The 16,459-nt window shown below is 73.6% G+C and carries 14 protein-coding genes; 8 read left to right on the top strand and 6 right to left on the bottom strand.

Going from position 1 to position 16,459, the window contains the following annotated elements:
- Positions 1 to 148: 148 nt before the first annotated feature.
- On the top strand, positions 149 to 1,009 hold the full coding sequence (locus AB0G08_RS00255) for a bifunctional methylenetetrahydrofolate dehydrogenase/methenyltetrahydrofolate cyclohydrolase (RefSeq protein WP_358080943.1): 861 nt from the start codon (positions 149 to 151) through the stop codon (positions 1,007 to 1,009).
- Between the two features lie 140 nt (positions 1,010 to 1,149).
- Complete coding sequence (locus tag AB0G08_RS00260; protein WP_358080946.1) at positions 1,150 to 2,100, top strand: malate dehydrogenase; 951 nt, start codon at positions 1,150 to 1,152, stop codon at positions 2,098 to 2,100.
- A 60-nt stretch (positions 2,101 to 2,160) separates the two neighbouring features.
- Here AB0G08_RS00260 and AB0G08_RS00265 read toward each other — a convergent pair whose 3' ends face one another.
- Complete coding sequence (locus AB0G08_RS00265; RefSeq protein WP_358080949.1) at positions 2,161 to 2,967, bottom strand: MBL fold metallo-hydrolase; 807 nt, start codon at positions 2,965 to 2,967, stop codon at positions 2,161 to 2,163.
- A 137-nt stretch (positions 2,968 to 3,104) separates the two neighbouring features.
- On the opposite strand from AB0G08_RS00265, the gene AB0G08_RS00270 reads away from it, so the two are divergent.
- Positions 3,105 to 4,322, top strand: a complete 1,218-nt coding sequence (locus AB0G08_RS00270; protein ID WP_358080952.1) for an NADP-dependent isocitrate dehydrogenase — start codon at positions 3,105 to 3,107, stop codon at positions 4,320 to 4,322.
- Positions 4,323 to 5,019: 697 nt separating this feature from the next.
- Here the strand turns inward: AB0G08_RS00270 and galT are convergent.
- From galT to AB0G08_RS00290, 4 genes are all read right to left on the bottom strand, one after another.
- Positions 5,020 to 6,096, bottom strand: coding sequence for a galactose-1-phosphate uridylyltransferase (gene galT / locus AB0G08_RS00275; protein ID WP_358080955.1), 1,077 nt, complete (start codon positions 6,094 to 6,096; stop codon positions 5,020 to 5,022).
- Positions 6,093 to 6,914 carry a DeoR/GlpR family DNA-binding transcription regulator gene (locus AB0G08_RS00280; protein WP_358080958.1) on the bottom strand — a complete coding sequence of 274 codons (822 nt, stop codon included), beginning with the start codon at positions 6,912 to 6,914 and terminating at the stop codon, positions 6,093 to 6,095. Before AB0G08_RS00280 ends, galT begins: the two co-directional genes overlap by 4 nt.
- A gap of 106 nt (positions 6,915 to 7,020) precedes the next feature.
- Positions 7,021 to 8,550 carry an adenylyl-sulfate kinase gene (gene cysC / locus AB0G08_RS00285; protein ID WP_358080961.1) on the bottom strand — a complete coding sequence of 510 codons (1,530 nt, stop codon included), beginning with the start codon at positions 8,548 to 8,550 and terminating at the stop codon, positions 7,021 to 7,023.
- Positions 8,551 to 8,694: 144 nt separating this feature from the next.
- Positions 8,695 to 9,249, bottom strand: coding sequence for a DM13 domain-containing protein (locus AB0G08_RS00290; RefSeq protein ID WP_358080964.1), 555 nt, complete (start codon positions 9,247 to 9,249; stop codon positions 8,695 to 8,697).
- A 276-nt stretch (positions 9,250 to 9,525) separates the two neighbouring features.
- Between AB0G08_RS00290 and AB0G08_RS00295 the strand changes: the two genes are divergently transcribed.
- The 5 genes from AB0G08_RS00295 to AB0G08_RS00315 all read left to right on the top strand — a co-directional run bounded on the left by AB0G08_RS00295 (position 9,526) and on the right by AB0G08_RS00315 (position 13,726).
- The gene (locus tag AB0G08_RS00295) at positions 9,526 to 10,440 is read left to right on the top strand and encodes an ABC transporter ATP-binding protein (protein WP_358080967.1); all 915 of its coding nucleotides are present in this window, start codon (positions 9,526 to 9,528) and stop codon (positions 10,438 to 10,440) included.
- Entirely contained in the window at positions 10,433 to 11,314 is an 882-nt protein-coding gene (locus tag AB0G08_RS00300; RefSeq protein WP_358080970.1) for an ABC transporter permease subunit, read from the top strand. The genes AB0G08_RS00295 and AB0G08_RS00300 overlap by 8 nt, the downstream gene beginning before the upstream one ends.
- Complete coding sequence (locus AB0G08_RS00305; RefSeq protein WP_358080972.1) at positions 11,311 to 12,270, top strand: ABC transporter ATP-binding protein; 960 nt, start codon at positions 11,311 to 11,313, stop codon at positions 12,268 to 12,270. Before AB0G08_RS00300 ends, AB0G08_RS00305 begins: the two co-directional genes overlap by 4 nt.
- A gap of 3 nt (positions 12,271 to 12,273) precedes the next feature.
- Positions 12,274 to 12,984: an ABC transporter permease subunit gene (locus AB0G08_RS00310; RefSeq protein ID WP_358080975.1), complete on the top strand. Its 711-nt coding sequence runs from the start codon at positions 12,274 to 12,276 to the stop codon at positions 12,982 to 12,984.
- Positions 12,985 to 13,075: 91 nt separating this feature from the next.
- The gene (locus tag AB0G08_RS00315) at positions 13,076 to 13,726 is read left to right on the top strand and encodes a hypothetical protein (protein WP_358080977.1); all 651 of its coding nucleotides are present in this window, start codon (positions 13,076 to 13,078) and stop codon (positions 13,724 to 13,726) included.
- A 67-nt stretch (positions 13,727 to 13,793) separates the two neighbouring features.
- Here AB0G08_RS00315 and valS read toward each other — a convergent pair whose 3' ends face one another.
- Positions 13,794 to 16,409, bottom strand: a complete 2,616-nt coding sequence (valS, locus tag AB0G08_RS00320; protein ID WP_358080980.1) for a valine--tRNA ligase — start codon at positions 16,407 to 16,409, stop codon at positions 13,794 to 13,796.
- Between the last annotated feature and the right edge of the window lie 50 nt (positions 16,410 to 16,459).

Genomic DNA, 16,459 nt, shown 5'->3' on the forward strand with positions numbered 1-16,459 from the left:
GAGTCGCCCCCGAGTCCGGATCCGAGAGGCCTGTCGGGCGCCGACAAGTAACTCAGAGTGATTAAGTGCACGTTACCCCTCGTGATCGAATGGCGGGCTGCCGCAGGTCCTCGGATCACCGGCCCGTCCACCGTGAGACGATCTGGGCGTGACGGCGACGCTTCTGGACGGCAAGGCGACCGCGGCCGAGATCAAGGACGAGCTGCGGACACGGGTCAAGGCACTGGCGGAACGCGGCATCACCCCCGGGCTCGGCACCGTCCTGGTCGGTGCGGACCCCGGCTCCCAGGCCTACGTCAACGGCAAGCACCGCGACTGCGCCGAGGTGGGCATCGCCTCGATCCGCCGCGAGCTGCCGGCCGACGCGACCCAGGAGCAGGTCGACGCCGTGCTCGCCGAGCTGAACGCCGACCCGGCGTGCCACGGTTACATCGTCCAGCTGCCGCTGCCGGGCCACCTCGACACCCAGCGGGTGCTGGAGCTGATCGACCCCGACAAGGACGCCGACGGCCTGCACCCGGTCAACCTCGGCCGGCTCGTCCTGGGCTACGACGGCCCGCTGCCCTGCACCCCGCGCGGCATCGTCGAGCTGCTCCGCCGGCACGACGTGCCGCTGCGCGGCGCCAAGGTCGCCGTGGTGGGGCGCGGCAACACCGTCGGCCGCCCGCTCGGCCTGCTGCTCACCCGGCGCAGCGAGAACGCCACCGTGACCCTCTGCCACACCGGCACCCTCGACCTGGCCGCGCACACCCGGGCCGCCGACATCGTGATCGTGGCCGCCGGCGTGCCGGGCCTGCTCACCGCCGACATGCTCACGCCGGGCGCGGTGGTGGTCGACGTCGGCATCACCCGGGTCATCGGCCCGGACGGCAAGGGCCGCTACACCGGCGACGTCGCCGGTGACGCGGCGGAGGTGGCGGGCAAGCTGGTGCCCATGCCGGGCGGCGTCGGCCCGATGACCCGCGCGATGCTGCTGACCAACGTCGTGGAGCGGGCCGAGCGCGACTGAGCGCCCGCCGTGCCCCGCCCGGAGCCGGACGGCGGTGACGTTCGCCCCATCCCGGCGATGGCCGCCGCCCCTGACCTGTTCGGTGCCAGGATGACTGATACGGTCCGGAAAACCGACTGGTAGCAGGGAGTGGGACGACCATGGGTAAGAAGGTCACTGTCGTCGGGGCCGGCTTCTACGGCTCCACCACCGCACAGCGCCTGGCCGAGTACGACGTCTTCGACACCGTCGTGATCACCGACATCGTGGAGGGCAAGCCCGCTGGTCTCGCCCTGGACCTCAACCAGTCGCGGGCCATCGAGGGCTTCGAGACCAAGGTGGTCGGCGTGACCACCGGCCAGAACGGCGAGGGCTACGAGGCGATCGAGGGCTCGGACGTCGTGGTGATCACCGCCGGCCTGCCGCGCAAGCCGGGCATGAGCCGGATGGACCTGCTGGAGACGAACGCCAAGATCGTCCGCCAGGTCTCCGAGAACGTCGCCAAGTACGCCCCGAACGCCGTCGTCATCGTCGTGTCCAACCCGCTGGACGAGATGACCGCGCTGGCCCAGCTCGCCACCCAGTTCCCGAAGAACCGGGTGCTCGGCCAGGCCGGCATGCTGGACACCGCCCGGTTCACCAACTTCGTGGCCGAGGCGCTGGGCGTACCGGTGAAGTCGGTCAAGACGCTGACCCTCGGCTCGCACGGCGACACGATGGTGCCGGTGCCGTCGCAGAGCAGCGTCGACGGCAAGCCGCTGCGTGAGGCCATGCCGGCCGAGCAGATCGAGGAGCTGGTCGTCAAGACCCGCAACGGCGGCGCCGAGGTGGTCGCGCTGCTCAAGACCGGTTCGGCGTACTACGCGCCGTCGGCCGCCGCCGCCCGGATGGCCAAGGCCGTCGCGGAGGACTCCGGCGAGGTCATGCCGGTCTGCGCCTGGGTCGACGGCGAGTACGGCATCTCCGGCGTCTACCTGGGTGTCGAGGCCGCGATCGGCGCCGAGGGCGTCAAGCGCGTCGTCGAGACCGACCTGGACGCCGACGAGCTGGCCAGCCTGAAGGAGGCCGCCGAGGCCGTCCGCGCCAAGCAGGGCGACGTCGCCTCCATGTGAGCCACCACCCGTCGAGGGGGCACGCCGGTCCGCCGGCGTGCCCCCTCGTCGTTCCGCCCGCTACAGCGACACGAACGCCTCGCCCAGGTGCGGGGTGGCGAGCACCGCGGGGCCGCGCGCGGCCAGGTCGCGCAGCAGCGTCACCCGCGAGGCGCGCGCCGCGGCGGCGTCCTCCTCGTGGGCGTACGCCAGCTCGGGGTCGACCAGTTGCACGGCGTGCACCAGCAGGTCGCCGGTGAGCAGCAGCCGCTCGTCGCCGACCTCCAGCAGCACCGACTGGTGCCCGGGCGTGTGCCCCGGCGTCGGCAGCAGCCGTACGGTCGGATCGAGCCTCTCCGCGCCGTCGACCACCCGGAGCTGGCCGGCGGCGCGCAACGGCGCGACCAGGCCGGCCGACAGCCCCGGGTTGAGGCGCCCCACGGCGGCCAGCTCGGCCCGCTGGAGCAGGTAGTCGGCGTTGGGGAAGTACGGCGTGCCCGGCGAGCCGGTGACCGCCCAGCCGACGTGGTCGCTGTGCAGGTGGGTGAGCACCACCGTGCGCACGTCGGCCGGCGCGATGCCGGCGGCGGCCAGTTCGGCCGGCAGCCGGCCGGGCACCGGCACCCAGCCCGAGGCGGGGGAGCCGGCCGGGCCGATCCCCGCGTCGACCAGGGTCACCGGGCCGTCGCCGGCGCGGATCGCGAAGCTGCGGAACGGCAGCCACCACCGTCCGTCGGCGGTCACCGTGCCCGGGTCCCGCCGGTCGGCCGCGCGCCAGTGCTCCGGCGTGGCGTCCGGGAATGCCTCCGCACGGGGCTGGAAGAACGGCCCCTCGCCGTCGGTGAGCGCGGTGACCGTGATAGACCCGAGGTTGCGGCTCAGCGGCATCCGGCGATCATTCCAGCGGTCCCTGCGCCGTGCACCTCCGTATGTTCCGGCCGACCGAGGCCGGCTGGGGACTGCCGACCAGTTTCCAGTACGCTCGTACTGCTTGAGCACGTGTCCCCCGAGAGGAGCGCCGGCCGATGGCGAAGATCAAGGTAAACAACCCGGTCGTTGAGCTCGACGGCGACGAGATGACCCGGATCATCTGGAAGCAGATCCGGGAGCAGCTGATCCTGCCCTACCTCGACGTCGACCTGCACTACTACGACCTGTCGATCCAGCACCGCGACGAGACCGACGACCAGGTCACCGTCGATGCCGCCAACGCCATCAAGGAGCACGGCGTCGGCGTCAAGTGCGCGACCATCACCCCGGACGAGGCCCGGGTGGAGGAGTTCGGCCTGAAGAAGATGTGGCGGTCGCCGAACGGCACGATCCGCAACATCCTCGGCGGCGTCGTCTTCCGTGAGCCGATCATCATGTCCAACGTGCCGCGGCTGGTCCCCGGCTGGACCAAGCCGATCATCATCGGCCGGCACGCCCACGGTGACCAGTACAAGGCCACCGACTTCGTCGTCCCCGGCCCGGGCAAGGTGACCGTCACCTACACCCCGGCCGACGGCGGCGCCCCGATGGAGATGGAGGTCGCCAACTTCTCCGGCGGCGGCATCGCCATGGGCATGTACAACTTCGACGAGTCGATCCGGGACTTCGCCCGCGCGTCGTTCCGGTACGGACTGGACCGCAACTACCCGGTCTACCTGTCCACCAAGAACACCATCCTCAAGGCGTACGACGGCCGGTTCAAGGACATCTTCGCCGAGGTGTTCGAGAACGAGTTCAAGGCCGAGTTCGACGCCGCCGGCATCACCTACGAGCACCGGCTGATCGACGACATGGTCGCCGCCGCGCTCAAGTGGGAGGGCGGCTACGTCTGGGCCTGCAAGAACTACGACGGTGACGTGCAGTCCGACACCGTCGCGCAGGGCTTCGGCTCGCTGGGCCTGATGACCTCGGTGCTGCTCTCCCCGGACGGTCGTACCGTCGAGGCCGAGGCCGCGCACGGCACGGTCACCCGGCACTACCGGCAGTGGCAGAAGGGCGAGAAGACCTCGACCAACCCGATCGCGTCGATCTATGCCTGGACCCGGGGCCTGGCCCACCGGGGCAAGCTGGACGGCACCCCGGCGGTCACCGAGTTCGCCAACACGCTGGAGCAGGTCATCGTCGACACCGTCGAGGGCGGCCAGATGACCAAGGACCTCTCGCTGCTCATCTCGCGGGACGCCCCGTGGCTGACCACCGACGAGTTCATGAACGCGCTCGACGAGAACCTGGCGCGCAAGCTCTCCGCCTGATCCTCCGCGCGCCCTCGGGCGGCACCCCCGTGGTGCTGCCGCCAGCTCACCCAGGAGCCCGCCGGCCCTCGCCGGCGGGCTCCGCCGTTCCCACCACCGGCCCGCTCCCTCCCACCCCCGGCCCGCTCCCTCCCCACCGCCACCGCCGCCCCCGGCGGCTGTCGAGCGTCCTGGATCTTGGTGCGGAACCGCCCCTCCAGGGGCTGTTTGCTACCAAGGTCCATTCGGCCGTCCCCGCGGCAGCGGGGGTGGGGGTCAGGGCGTGGGTGGGGTGGAAGGTGGCCGAGCGCGGCCGTGACGCGCAGAGGTGGCTGGGTCGTCCGACGCCAGGGGGCGGCGTGTCGGGGGGTGACACGCCGATCGCGTCACCAACTCCGGCGCGCCTCGTTGACCTGGGTGGACGAGATGCCAGTCGCGTCCAGGAAGGTTGACCGCGGTCGCCTCGCGGCAAGCGTGCCGATCAGCCAGCCTTCCCGGCTGTCGCGCACAGCCAGCCGTCCCTTCCCTGCGGGGGGCCCTGTCCCGGGCCCCCCGCGCCCTGTCTCCACCCTCCCGGGCGGCCACTTCAGCCGCGCCCGTGCCTCACGCGCTCAGGCGCCCACGCTTCACGTTCTCAGGCGCCGATGCTCCACGCGCTCAGGCGCCGATGCTCCACGCGCTCAGGCGCCCAGGCTCCACGCGCTCAGGCGCCCACGTTTCACGCGGCGCGGAGGAGCTCGGCGGCGCGCTCGGGGGCGATGTCGTTGATGAAGACGCCCATCGCGGACTCCGAACCCGCCAGGTACTTCAGCTTGTCCTTCGCGCGCCGGATGCTGAACAGCTGCAGGTGCAGGTGGCCCAGCTCGCGGTCGACGCGTACCGGCGCCTGGTGCCAGGCGGCGATGTAGGGCATCGGCAGGTCGAACAGCCCGTCGAAGCGGCGCAGCAGGTCCAGGTAGAGCGGCCCGAAGGCGTCCCGCTCGGCGTCGTTCAGCGCGGGGATGTCCGGCACCGGCCGGTGCGGGGCCACGTGCACCTCGAACGGCCAGCGGGCCGCCGCCGGGACGTACGCCGTCCAGTGTTCGTTGGCGGCGACCACCCGGTCACCGGTGGCCCGCTCGGCGGCGAGCACGTCGGCATAGAGGTTGCGCCCGCCGGTGCGGTCCGCGTGCCGGCGGGCGGCGGCCAGCAGCGCCCGGGTCCGCGGGGTCACGAAGGGGTACGCGTAGACCTGGCCGTGCGGGTGGTGCAGGGTCACGCCGATCTCCACGCCCCGGTTCTCGAAGCAGAACACCTGCTCCACCCCGGGCAGCTCCGCGAGCGCCGCCGTGCGGTCGGCGAGCGCGTCGAGGACCGTGCGCACTCGACGCGGCGGGAGGGAGGCGAAGGACGCCTGGTGGTCGTCGGTGAAGCAGACCACCTCGCAGCGGCCCACACCGGGCCGGACCGGGGTGAACGGGGTGATCTCGTCGGGCTCGTCGGCCACCCGGCCGCTCAGCGAGGGGAACCGGTTCTCGAAGACGGCGACGTCGTAGTCGGGCGCCGGGATCTCGCTCTGCCGGCCGTCGGTGCTGGGGCAGAGCGGGCACTGGTCGGCTGGCGGCAGGAAGGTGCGGGTCTGCCGGTGCACGGCGACGGCCACCCACTCGTCGGTCAGCGGGTCCAGCCGCAGCTGCGACGCGGGCGGCGGCGGGGGCAGCTCGCGCCGGTCCGGCTGGTCCCGGACGGCGTCGTCCCGCTCGTCGAAGTAGATCAGCTCCCGGCCGTCGGCCAGCGCGATCGCGGTGCGCTTCACCTCGCCATCCCCTCATCTGTCGTCGTGGCCGTCCGTCCCGCGCCCGTCGCGGGCACGACCACCAGCTCGCCCACCCGGTCGTCGAGCACCCGCCGCGCGTCGGGAGGCAGCCGGTCGTCGGTGACCAGCAGGTGTGCGGCGGAAAGCTCAACGATCGAGGAGATGCCGACGGTGCCCCACTTGGTGTGGTCGGCGAGCACCACCAACCGGTCGGCGGCGGCCACCAGGGCGCGGTCGGTCTCCGCCTCCATCAGGTTCGGGGTGGTGAACCCCGCCCGTTCGGTGATCCCGTGCACGCCGAGGAAGAGCAGGTCCAGGTGCAGCGACCGGATCGCCGCGACGGCCAGCGGCCCGACCAGCGCGTCCGAGGGCGTACGCACCCCGCCGGTGAGCACCACGGTCTGGTCCGACCGGCCGCCGGCGTGCAGGATCTCGGCCACCGGCAGCGAGTTGGTGACCACGGTCAGGCCCGGCACGTCCACCAGCCGGCGGGCCAGCTCGGCGGTGGTGGTGCCGGCGGAGAGGGCGACCGCCGCCCCGGGGCGGACCAGTTCGGCGGCGCGGCCGGCGATTGCCGCCTTCTCCGCCAGTTGCCGCACCGACTTGGCCCGGAAGCCCGGCTCGTCGGTCGAGCCGGGGCCGGCCGTCGTGGCGCCGCCGTGCACCTTGGCCAGCAGGCCGCGCTCGTGCAGCGCCTCCAGGTCGCGGCGGATGGTCATGTCCGAGACGCCGAACTCGGCGGCCAGCTCGGTGACCCGCACGCCGCCGGTGGCGCGGACCCGTTCCAGGATGGCCGCCTGCCGCTGCTGAGCGAGCATCCGCCGTACCTCCGTGCCAGCTACGCGCTCTCACGCGGTCGAACGTGTTCGAACAAAGATGAACACTAGCGCGAAGGAGGGGACCACCGGTAGGCGGAGGGCCCGATCAGATGGACGGGAGCCGGGGCTCGACCCAGCCCGTCTCGTTCAGGTGGTGCAGGACGGCCTCGACCGCCTCGTCGATCGTCAGGTCGCTGGTGTCGACCACCAGGTCCGCGTCGGTCGGCACCTCGTAGGGGTCGTCGATGCCGGTCATCCCGGTGAGCAGGCCGGCCCGCGCCCGGGCGTAGAGGCCCTTGCGGTCGCGCTGCTCGCAGACCTCCAGCGGGGTCGCCACGTGCACCAGCAGGAAGCCCGCACCGGCGGCCAGGGCCATCTCCCGGGCGGTCGCGCGGGCCTGGGCGTACGGGGCGATCGGGCAGCAGATGCCGACGCCGTGGTGCCGGGCGATCTCCGCAGCCACCCAGCCGATCCGTCGGACGTTGAGGTCCCGGTCGGCCTTGCTGAAGCCCAGCCCGGCGGAGAGTTCGCGGCGCACCACGTCGCCGTCGAGCAGCGTGATGCTCCGGTCGCCCTGCTCGCGCAGCACGTCGGCCAGGCCCCGGGCGATCGTCGACTTGCCGGAACCCGAGAGCCCGGTCAGGAAGATCACCAGGCCCCGGTGCCGCCGCGGCGGCCGGGCCCGGGCCAGCTCCTTCGCCACCGCCGGCGGGGTGTGCCACTCGGGCAGCGGGAAGCCCCGGTCCAGCAGGTCGTCGATCTCCGGCTGGGTCAGCGCCAGGCGCCGGTTGCGCGGCGGGATGTCCTCGCGCCAGCGCCACTGCCCGTCGCGGTTGTCGTAGGCCAGCTCGCGGGGCACCAGCACCCGCAGGCCGGCGCCGGAGAGCATCTCGCCGGTGGAGAGCAGGTGCGTGACGCCGTACGCCGCCGACACCCGGGCCCGCAGCAGCGCGTCGCTGATCTCGTCGCGCCGGCGCGACAGCGGCACGGCCACCAGCGTGGCCGGCGGCATCCGGTCCCGGGCGGCGAAGACGCTGCGCACCAGCGCCTCCGGGGGCAACCCGCCGACGCCGTCCTCGCCGACCGGGATCATCACGAGCAGGTGGGCGCCGAGCGTGCGGACCGCGTGGGCGATCTGGGCGAGCTGCGGCCGGTGCAGCGGACGGTCGGCGACCACCCCGAGCACCCGACCGGACGGCAGCAGCGGGCGTACCTCCTCCGGGGTGCGGCGCAGCCGCCGGAACGGGCCGTGACCGCCGTCGCCGAGCCGGCGGACCGTGCCCCCGACGCCGGCCACCCCGTCGCGGACCTGCCACACGTCGGCGACCTCCAGCGCCGCGACCGGCGCGCCCTCCCCGTCGGTGAGCACCAGGGTGCGGCGCGCCTCGTCGCGCGGGTCGAGGCCCTGGGCGAGCGCCGTCGGCACCTGGAGGGTCACCGGCACCGGCCAGGGCGAGTCGTCGGCGAGCCGACCCCGGCGGCTCACCGAGACCAGGTCGGCGCGGGTCATGAAGCCGGCCAGCGGGGCGTACGCCCCGATCAGCAGCAGCTCCAGGTCAGCCAGCTCACCGGGGCGCGGCGTGTACGCCGGCGCGTCCCGGAGCACCTCGTCGGGCAGCACCCAGCTGTTGCTCATCCATCCCCCAAACCAGACCCGGCCGGCACACAGTTTCTCAGCCGGTCGGCGATCGGTCGAGAGCGCCACTCCACCGGTGGGCACGGCGGCCCAGCGCGGCCACCGTCGCCCCGGCCAGCCCCGCCCGGGGCGGCGACCGGCGGGTCAGCCGGGTGGGGTCAGCGGCGCGGCCCCGAAGGAGACGGCGAACCGCTTGCACCAGATGGAGACGCTGGTCAGGCCGGTCAGGTCGACGTCGGCGGGGATGTCGTAGCCCTGGTCGCCCCGGTTGCCCTTCAGCCGGCCCAGCTCGACCCACCGGCCGTCGTCGAAGACCCGCCAGCCGGCGGTGCCGCTGCGCACCGGCTGGTCGGTGAGCCAGACCCGCAGGTCCGGGCCGTTGGAGGTGGCCAGCCCGACCAGTTCGAGCCGGTGCCGCCCGTCGGGGCGGCGGACGATCCGCGCGCTGCCCGTCGTGTCGTGCTCGTGGGTAACGAAGTCGCCCCGGCCGACCAGGACCGGCCCGGCGGGGGCGGCCGTCGCGCGGGTGGCGGAACCGACCGGAGCCGGTGTCGGCGCCACGCTCGAGAGCGCCTCGTCGACCTCGGCGTCGGTGACCAGCTTCCACGGCTGGAACCAGTAGAGGCCGAACGCCGAGCCGGCGGCGAGGACGACGACCACCACCCACGTCAGCGGCGCGCGGAACAGTCGGGTGCGCATGGGGACAGTGTGTCGGTTCGGACCCCGTCCTGTCCGCCCCGCCGCGGCGTGGCGGCCGTCGGGCCGTCCCGGCGGCGCCGCGCATCCGCCACCGCCCGACGGTCGAGCCGTCCCGGCGACGCCGCGGCGTCCGTCACCGTCCGACGGCGCGGAAACATCCGCGGGGCCGCCCGCCGCCCGCCGGGGGACCCTAGGGGACGCGGACCGCCAGGATCAGGGGAGCGCCGGGGGCCGAGCCGCTGCCCACGGCGGCTGTCGCCTCCTACGCTGTACCACGTGACACTGATCGCGACCGAGTCGCTGACCAAGACGTACGGGGGTGGGGTCACCGCGCTGGCCGACCTCACCGTCGCGGTCGAGCCGGGGATCATCGGGCTGGTCGGCGCGAACGGCGCCGGCAAGTCGACCCTGATCAAGATCCTGCTCGGCCTCCTCGCCCCGACCAGCGGTCGGGTCCGGGTGCTCGGCCTCGACCCGACCACCGACTCCGCCCAGGTGCGTGCCCGGGTCGGCTACATGCCCGAGCACGACGCCCTGCCGCCGGACCTCTCCGCCGCCGAGCTGGTCACCCACCTCGGCCGGGTCAGCGGCCTGCCGCGTACGGTCGCCCGGGAGCGGGCCTCCGAGGCGCTGCGGCACGTCGGGCTCTACGAGGAGCGCTACCGCCCGGTCGGCGGCTACTCCACCGGCATGAAGCAGCGCGTCAAGCTCGCCCAGGCCCTGGTGCACGACCCCGACCTGCTGCTGCTCGACGAGCCGACCAACGGCCTCGACCCGGCCGGCCGCGACGCCATGCTGGCGCTGGTGCACCGCATCGGCACCGAGTTCGGCATCTCCGTGCTGGTCTGCTCGCACCTGCTGGGCGAGGTCGAGCGGATCTGCGACACCCTGGTCGCCATCGACGGCGGGCGGCTGCTGCGCGCCGACCACATCTCCGCCATGACCTCGGCCACCGACGTGCTCGCCGTCGAGGTCAGCGAGGGCACGGAGGAGCTGGCCGCCCGGCTGGCCGCGCTCGACCTGCCCGTCCGCCGGGACGGGCGGCTGCTGCTCGTCGAGCTCGCCGACGACGCCACCTACGACCTGATCCTCGGCGCGGTCGCCGAGCTGGACCTGCCGCTGCACCGGCTGGACCAGCGCCGGCACCGGGTGGCCGAACTCTTCGCCACGAGGGAGCCCAGCCATGCCTGAGCCGACCGGCGTCATCCACGACATCGGCTACCAGCGCTACACCGGCCCCCGGCTGGGCCGCCGGGCCGTCTTCGGCGCGCTCTACCTGCACGGCCTGCGGACGGCGTTCGGGCTGGGCCGCAGCGCGAAGGCCAAGATCTTTCCCTGGCTGGTGGTCGCGATCGTCACCGTGGTGGCCGCCGGGCTCGCCGCGGTGCGCAGCCAGGTCGGCGAGGCGGTGATGACGTACGCCCAGTTCGCCGACAACATGAGCTGGCTGGTCATCTTCTTCGTCGCGGTGGTCGCTCCCGAGCTGGTCTCGCGGGACCTGCGCAGCGGGGTGCTGCCGCTCTACTTCTCCCGGCCGCTGCCGAGGTCGGACTACCCGCTGGCCAAGCTGCTGGCGCTGGCCACCGCGCTCTGGCTGCTGCTCGGCGGGCCGCAGCTGGTGATGTTCCTGGGCGCCGCGTTCACCACCGGCGACGGCATGGGCGGGGTCTGGAACGAGCTGCTCGACCTGCTACCCAGCCTGCTCTACGCCGGGCTCTGGGCGGCGGTCTTCGCCTCGGTCGGGCTGCTGGTCGCCTCGCTCACCGGCAAGCGGGCGTTCGCGGCCGGCGGGATCGTGGCCGTGTTCCTGATGACCACCCCGATCGTCGGCACCCTGTCGATCATGCCCTCCCAGACGGTCAACGAACTGGCCTTCCTCGCCTCGCCCTCGACGCTGGTGGGCGGAGTGGGCACCTGGGCGCTCGGCGACCTGCTGCTGTTCGAAGGGGAGGGCGGAGTGCCGATCGGCGACTTCGGCCCGGTCTACGCGATCGCCGCCATGCTGCTCGTGGCCGGCTGCGTCGCCCTGCTGATGCTGCGATACCGGAAGGTGGCCGCCCGATGACCACGATCAGCGTCGACCAGGTGGCCGGTACGCCGACCGCCGCCACCAGCACCCTCGACCTCGCGGGCGTCTCCCGCTGGTACGGCAACGTGGTGGCGGTCAACGACGTCAGCATGAGCCTCGGCCCCGGGGTCACCGGCCTGCTCGGCCCGAACGGCGCGGGCAAGACCACCCTGCTGCACATGATGGCGGGCTTCCTGGCCCCGTCGCGCGGGGCGGTGAGCCTGGACGGCCGGCCCACCTGGCGCAATCCCGAGGTCTACCGCCGGCTCGGCCTGGTCAGCGAGCGGGAGGCGGTGCACACCTTCCTCACCGCGTACGAGTTCGTGCTGGCCAGCGCGAAGCTGCACCGGCTGCCGGACCCGGCGGAGGCGGCGCGCCGGGCGATCGCCCTGGTGGAGCTGGAGGGCGCGCAGGACCGCCGGATCGGCACGTACTCCAAGGGCATGCGGCAGCGCGCCCGGGTGGCCGCGGCCCTGGTGCACGAGCCGCAGGTGCTGCTGCTCGACGAGCCGTTCAACGGGATGGACCCGCGCCAGCGGCTGCACATGATGGAGCTGCTGCACCGCCTCGGCGACGCCGGCCGGACCATCCTGTTCAGCTCGCACATCCTGGAGGAGGTCGAGCAGGTCTCCGGCACCGTCCAGGTGATGGTCGCCGGCCGGCTGGCCGCCTCCGGCGACTTCCGCACCATCCGCCGGCTGATGACCAACCGGCCGCACGTCTTCGCCGTGCGCTCCACCGACGACCGGGCGCTCGCCGTGGCGCTGATGGCCGAGGCGTCGGTGACGGGGGTCGAGCTGGGCCGCGCCGGGTTGACCGTGCGGGCCGGCGACTACGGCGCGTTCACCCGCGTCCTGCCGAAGATCGCCCTGGCGGAGGGCATCCGGGTGCGGCAGTTGGTGCCCGAGGACGAGTCCCTGGAGAGCGTCTTCTCCTACCTGGTGGAGGCCTGAACCATGTCTACCGTTTCCTGGATCACCGTGCGGGGGCTGTTCGGGCGTCGCCGGTTCCTCCTGCTGCTGCCGCTGCCCGTGGTGCTGGTGCTGCTCGCCGTGCTCTCCCGCGCGCTCGGGGTGGACCCGGGCGAGTGGGGTCCGCCGGTGCTGGTCGGCCTCGGCCTGGCCGTGGTGCTCCCGGTGGTCGCCCTGATCGTGGGCACCGGCGTGCTGGGTGCCGAGATCGACGACGGCACGGTCGTGCACATCCTGACCAAGCCGCTGCCGCGCTGGCAGATCGTGCTGCCCAAGCTGGCGGTGGCCACCGGCGTCACCGCGGTCACCGTCGCCGTGCCGCTCTACGTCGCGGGCGTGCTGGCCGATTCCGTACGCCTCGGACTGTCGCTCGCCGCCGCGTCGGCGGTGGGTGCGCTGGCGTACTCGGCGCTGTTCGTGGCGCTCAGCCTCCTCACCCGGCGGCCGGTGCTGCTCGGCCTGGTCTACGTGCTGATCTGGGAGGGGCTGCTCGGCAACGTCGTCAGCGGCACCAAGGTGCTCTCCATCCAGCAGTACGTGATCGCCCTCGCCGACCGGCTGGCCCCCACCGGGCTGCTGGAGGCCGGCGTCTCGGTGCCGGTGGCGGCGGTGATGGCCGCGTTGATCAGCGTGGGCTTCACGATGCTGGCCATCGACCGGCTTCGATCATTCAGCGTGGCCGGCGAGACGAGCTGATTTCCGACGTGACGGCCGTCCGGCCGGCCCGACCTGCGATGGTAGGGCTGGCCGGATGGACCGGGCCGGGCGGCTGGGCGAGGCTGACGGCGTGAGCGCGGAGACGGGGCTGGTGATGTCGCGGGAGTCCTATCCGGGTGCCGGTCGGCACTGGATGCTCAGCCTGGCGGTGGCCGGGCTGGCGGCGGCGGCGACCACCACGGCCGCGCAGGCGACCGGGCACTTCCACTGGTGGGCGGGGTTCGTGCTGATCCCCGGCGCGCTGATCGCCGCCACCGGCGGGCCGCTGCTGGCCAGGGGCGGCGGGCGGGCCTTCGTCGGCTACGTGGTCGCCTGCCTCGGCGCGCTGGTCTTCGCGGTCGGGGCGCTGCTCATGTTCGGCGTGTTCGGGCGGGGCTGGCCCCTGATGGTCGTCCTGCCGTGTCTGGCGGTCGCCGGCACCTACCGCTGGCGGCTGGTCCATCCGCTGGCCCGGGGGCTGCACCGGGCGGTCTCCCTGCTCGCGCTGGCCGGCGCCCTGCTGCTCGGCGGGACGCTCCAACTGATCCGCGTGGGCCTGGTCGACGTGGCGGCCGCCCCGATGTGGGGCGCGTTCCTGATGCTGGCCGGGGTGATCGTGCTGGGCAACGCGGTGGAGCTGACCCGGCACCGGATGCCGTACCGCCTCCAGGCGATCACCCTGTTGGTCGGCCCCGCCGTCGTCGCCTTCCTCCTCGGCCTGCGCCTGCTGCGCGGCTGGTGAGCCCCGCCGCGCCGGAGCCGCGACGACCTGGCGGCGGGGTGCGCGGCGCGACGGGGCCGCCGGTCGGTCAGAACGCGCAGGCGATCACGAGTTCCGGGGTGCGGTCGGGGAGCAGGTCCAGCTTGGCGATGCGGCCGGCGGCCCGGAGGTCGTCGGCGATCACGGTGAGCTGCTCCAGCAGGGCCGCCGGGCCGAGCGCCTCGGCGAGCGGCACCTCCGCCTTCATCGACAGCTTCCGCTCCGACTTGGCGCGGCGCACCTGGCTGAGCGCGTCCGCGGCCAGCCGCAGCAGCTCCGGTTCGCCGGCGCCCTGGATCGCCCGGTCCACCTCGTACGTGGTGGGCCAGGTGGCGCGGTGCACCGAGCCGTACCGCCACCACGACCACACCTCCTCGGTCGCGAACGGCAGCACCGGGGCGAACAGCCGCAGCTGCACCGAGAGCGCGGTGGCCAGCGCCGCCCGGGCGGAGTCGGCCCCCGGCCCGGAGCCGTAGGCGCGTTCCTTCACCAGCTCGATGTAGTCGTCGCAGAACCGCCAGAAGAAGCCCTCGGCGACCTGCAACGCCGCCGTGTGGTCGTACGCCTCCAGGGCGGACGTCGCGGCGGCGACCACGCCGGAGAGTTCGGCGAGCATGGCGCGGTCCAGCGGCTCGGTGGCCGGCGCCCGCAGCGCGTCGGCGGCGCCCAGCCCGAGGGCGAACCTCGACGCGTTCAGCAGCTTGGTGGCCAGCCGCCGGCCGACCTTGATCTGGGCCGGGTCGAAGGCGAGATCCATGCCCGGCCTGCCGCTCGCCGCCCAGTACCGCACCGCGTCGGAGCCGTGCTGCTCCAGCAACGCCATCGGGGTGACCACGTTCCCCTTGGACTTGGACATCTTCTTCCGGTCGGGGTCGAGGATCCAGCCGGAGAGCACCGTGTCCCGCCAGGGCAGCATCCCGTGCTCCAGGTGTGCGCGGACCACCGTGGAGAACAGCCAGGTGCGGATGATCTCCTGCCCCTGCGGACGCAGGTCCATCGGGAAGACCTGGGCGAACAGCTCCGGGTCGGTCTCCCAACCGCCGGCGATCTGCGGGGTCAGCGACGAGGTGGCCCAGGTGTCGAGCACGTCCGGGTCGCCGACGAAGCCACCCGGGCGGCCCCGCTGCGACTCCTCGAACCCGGGCGGGGCGTCGGTGGACGGATCGACCGGCAGCGCGGACTCCGCCGGCGTGAGAGGCTGGGACCAGTCCGGCTCGCCAGCGTCGTCGAGCCGGTACCACACCGGCACCGGCACGCCGAAGAAGCGTTGCCGGCTGACCAGCCAGTCACCGGTCAGGCCGCCCACCCAGTGCGCGTAGCGGTGCCGCATGTGCTCCGGCACCCAGCGCAGCTCCCCGCCCCGGGCCAGCAGCTCGTCGCGCAGGCCCGCGTCGCGTCCGCCGTTGCGCAGGTACCACTGCCGGGTCGAGACGATCTCCAGCGGCCGGTCGCCGCGCTCGTAGAACTTCACCGGGTGGGTGATCGGGCGCGGCTCGCCGACCAGGTCGCCGGCGTCGGTCAGCAGCTCCACCAGCGTCCGCCGGGCGCCGTTGACGGTCTGCCCGGCCAGCGCCGCGTACGGCTGCGTCGGCACGCCCGCCGGCGGCTCGGGCAGCAGCCGTCCGTCGCGGCCGATCACCACGCGGGTGTCCAGCTGGAGTTCCCGCCACCAGGTCACGTCGGTCAGGTCGCCAAAGGTGCAGACCATCGCGATGCCCGTGCCCTTGGCCGGGTCCGCCAGCGGGTGCGCCCGCACCGGCACCTCCACCCCGAAGACCGGCGTACGCGCGGTGCCGCCGACCAGGTCGGCGTACCGCTCGTCGGCGGGGTGGCAGACCAGCGCCACGCAGGCCGGCAGCAGCTCCGGGCGGGTGGTGTCGATGAGCACCTCGCGCCCGCCCGGCCCGGCGAACCGCAGCCGGTGGTACGCCCCGGGCCGCTCCCGGTCCTCCAGTTCCGCCTGGGCGACGGCGGTGGCGAACCCCACGTCCCAGAGCGTCGGCGCCTCCGCCTGGTACGCCTCGCCCCGGGCCAGGTTCCGCAGGAACGCCCGCTGCGAGGCCGTCCGGGCCGCCGAGCCGATCGTGGTGTACGTCAACGACCAGTCCACGGAGAGCCCGAGCCGCCGCCAGAGCGCCTCGAAGACCTGCTCGTCGGCGGCGGTCAGCCGCTCGCACAGCTCGATGAAGTTCCGCCGGGAGACCGGGGTCGGGTCCTTGCGGGCCGCCTCGCTCACGGGCGCCTCGGGGGCCCGCCAGTCCGGGTCGTAGGGCAACGACGGATCGCAGCGCACGCCGTACACGTTCTGCACCCGACGTTCGGTGGGCAGGCCGTTGTCGTCCCAGCCCATCGGGTAGAAGACCGTCCGCCCGCGCATCCGCTGGAACCGGGCCACCACGTCCGTGTGGGTGTACGAGAAGACGTGCCCCATGTGCAGCTCGCCGGACACCGTCGGTGGCGGGGTGTCGATCGCGTACACGTCGGACCGGCGGCCGTTCCGGCTCGGCGCGTCCGACGCCGCGCCGCGACCCGGGACGGTCGGCCTGGCCCGGTCGAAGGCGTACGTGCCGTCCTCCTGCCAGCGGCGTGCCCAGGTCTCCTCGATGCCGTCCAGGCTCGGACGTTCGGGGACTGCGGCGCGGGCCGTCCTGTCCGTGTCGGTCATCCGTCGATGGTAGGCAGTGGCCGGGGGCCGGACCACGTAGTTCGGCCCGG

The sequence above is a fragment of the Micromonospora sp. NPDC023644 genome, from assembly GCF_040640115.1.
Classification (GTDB): Bacteria; Actinomycetota; Actinomycetes; order Mycobacteriales; family Micromonosporaceae; genus Micromonospora.

Bases quoted from the DNA above. Each gene is read 5' to 3' on its own strand.
- AB0G08_RS00300 (WP_358080970.1), top strand. From the start codon at position 10,433: ATGCCTGAGCCGACCGGCGTCATCCACGACATCGGCTACCAGCGCTAC.
- AB0G08_RS00265 (WP_358080949.1), bottom strand. From the start codon at position 2,967: ATGCCGCTGAGCCGCAACCTCGGGTCTATCACGGTCACCGCGCTCACC.
- cysC (WP_358080961.1), bottom strand. From the start codon at position 8,550: ATGAGCAACAGCTGGGTGCTGCCCGACGAGGTGCTCCGGGACGCGCCG.
- AB0G08_RS00305 (WP_358080972.1), top strand. From the start codon at position 11,311: ATGACCACGATCAGCGTCGACCAGGTGGCCGGTACGCCGACCGCCGCC.
- AB0G08_RS00260 (WP_358080946.1), top strand. From the start codon at position 1,150: ATGGGTAAGAAGGTCACTGTCGTCGGGGCCGGCTTCTACGGCTCCACC.
- AB0G08_RS00290 (WP_358080964.1), bottom strand. From the start codon at position 9,249: ATGCGCACCCGACTGTTCCGCGCGCCGCTGACGTGGGTGGTGGTCGTC.
- valS (WP_358080980.1), bottom strand. From the start codon at position 16,409: ATGACCGACACGGACAGGACGGCCCGCGCCGCAGTCCCCGAACGTCCG.
- AB0G08_RS00270 (WP_358080952.1), top strand. From the start codon at position 3,105: ATGGCGAAGATCAAGGTAAACAACCCGGTCGTTGAGCTCGACGGCGAC.
- AB0G08_RS00280 (WP_358080958.1), bottom strand. From the start codon at position 6,914: ATGCTCGCTCAGCAGCGGCAGGCGGCCATCCTGGAACGGGTCCGCGCC.
- AB0G08_RS00310 (WP_358080975.1), top strand. From the start codon at position 12,274: ATGTCTACCGTTTCCTGGATCACCGTGCGGGGGCTGTTCGGGCGTCGC.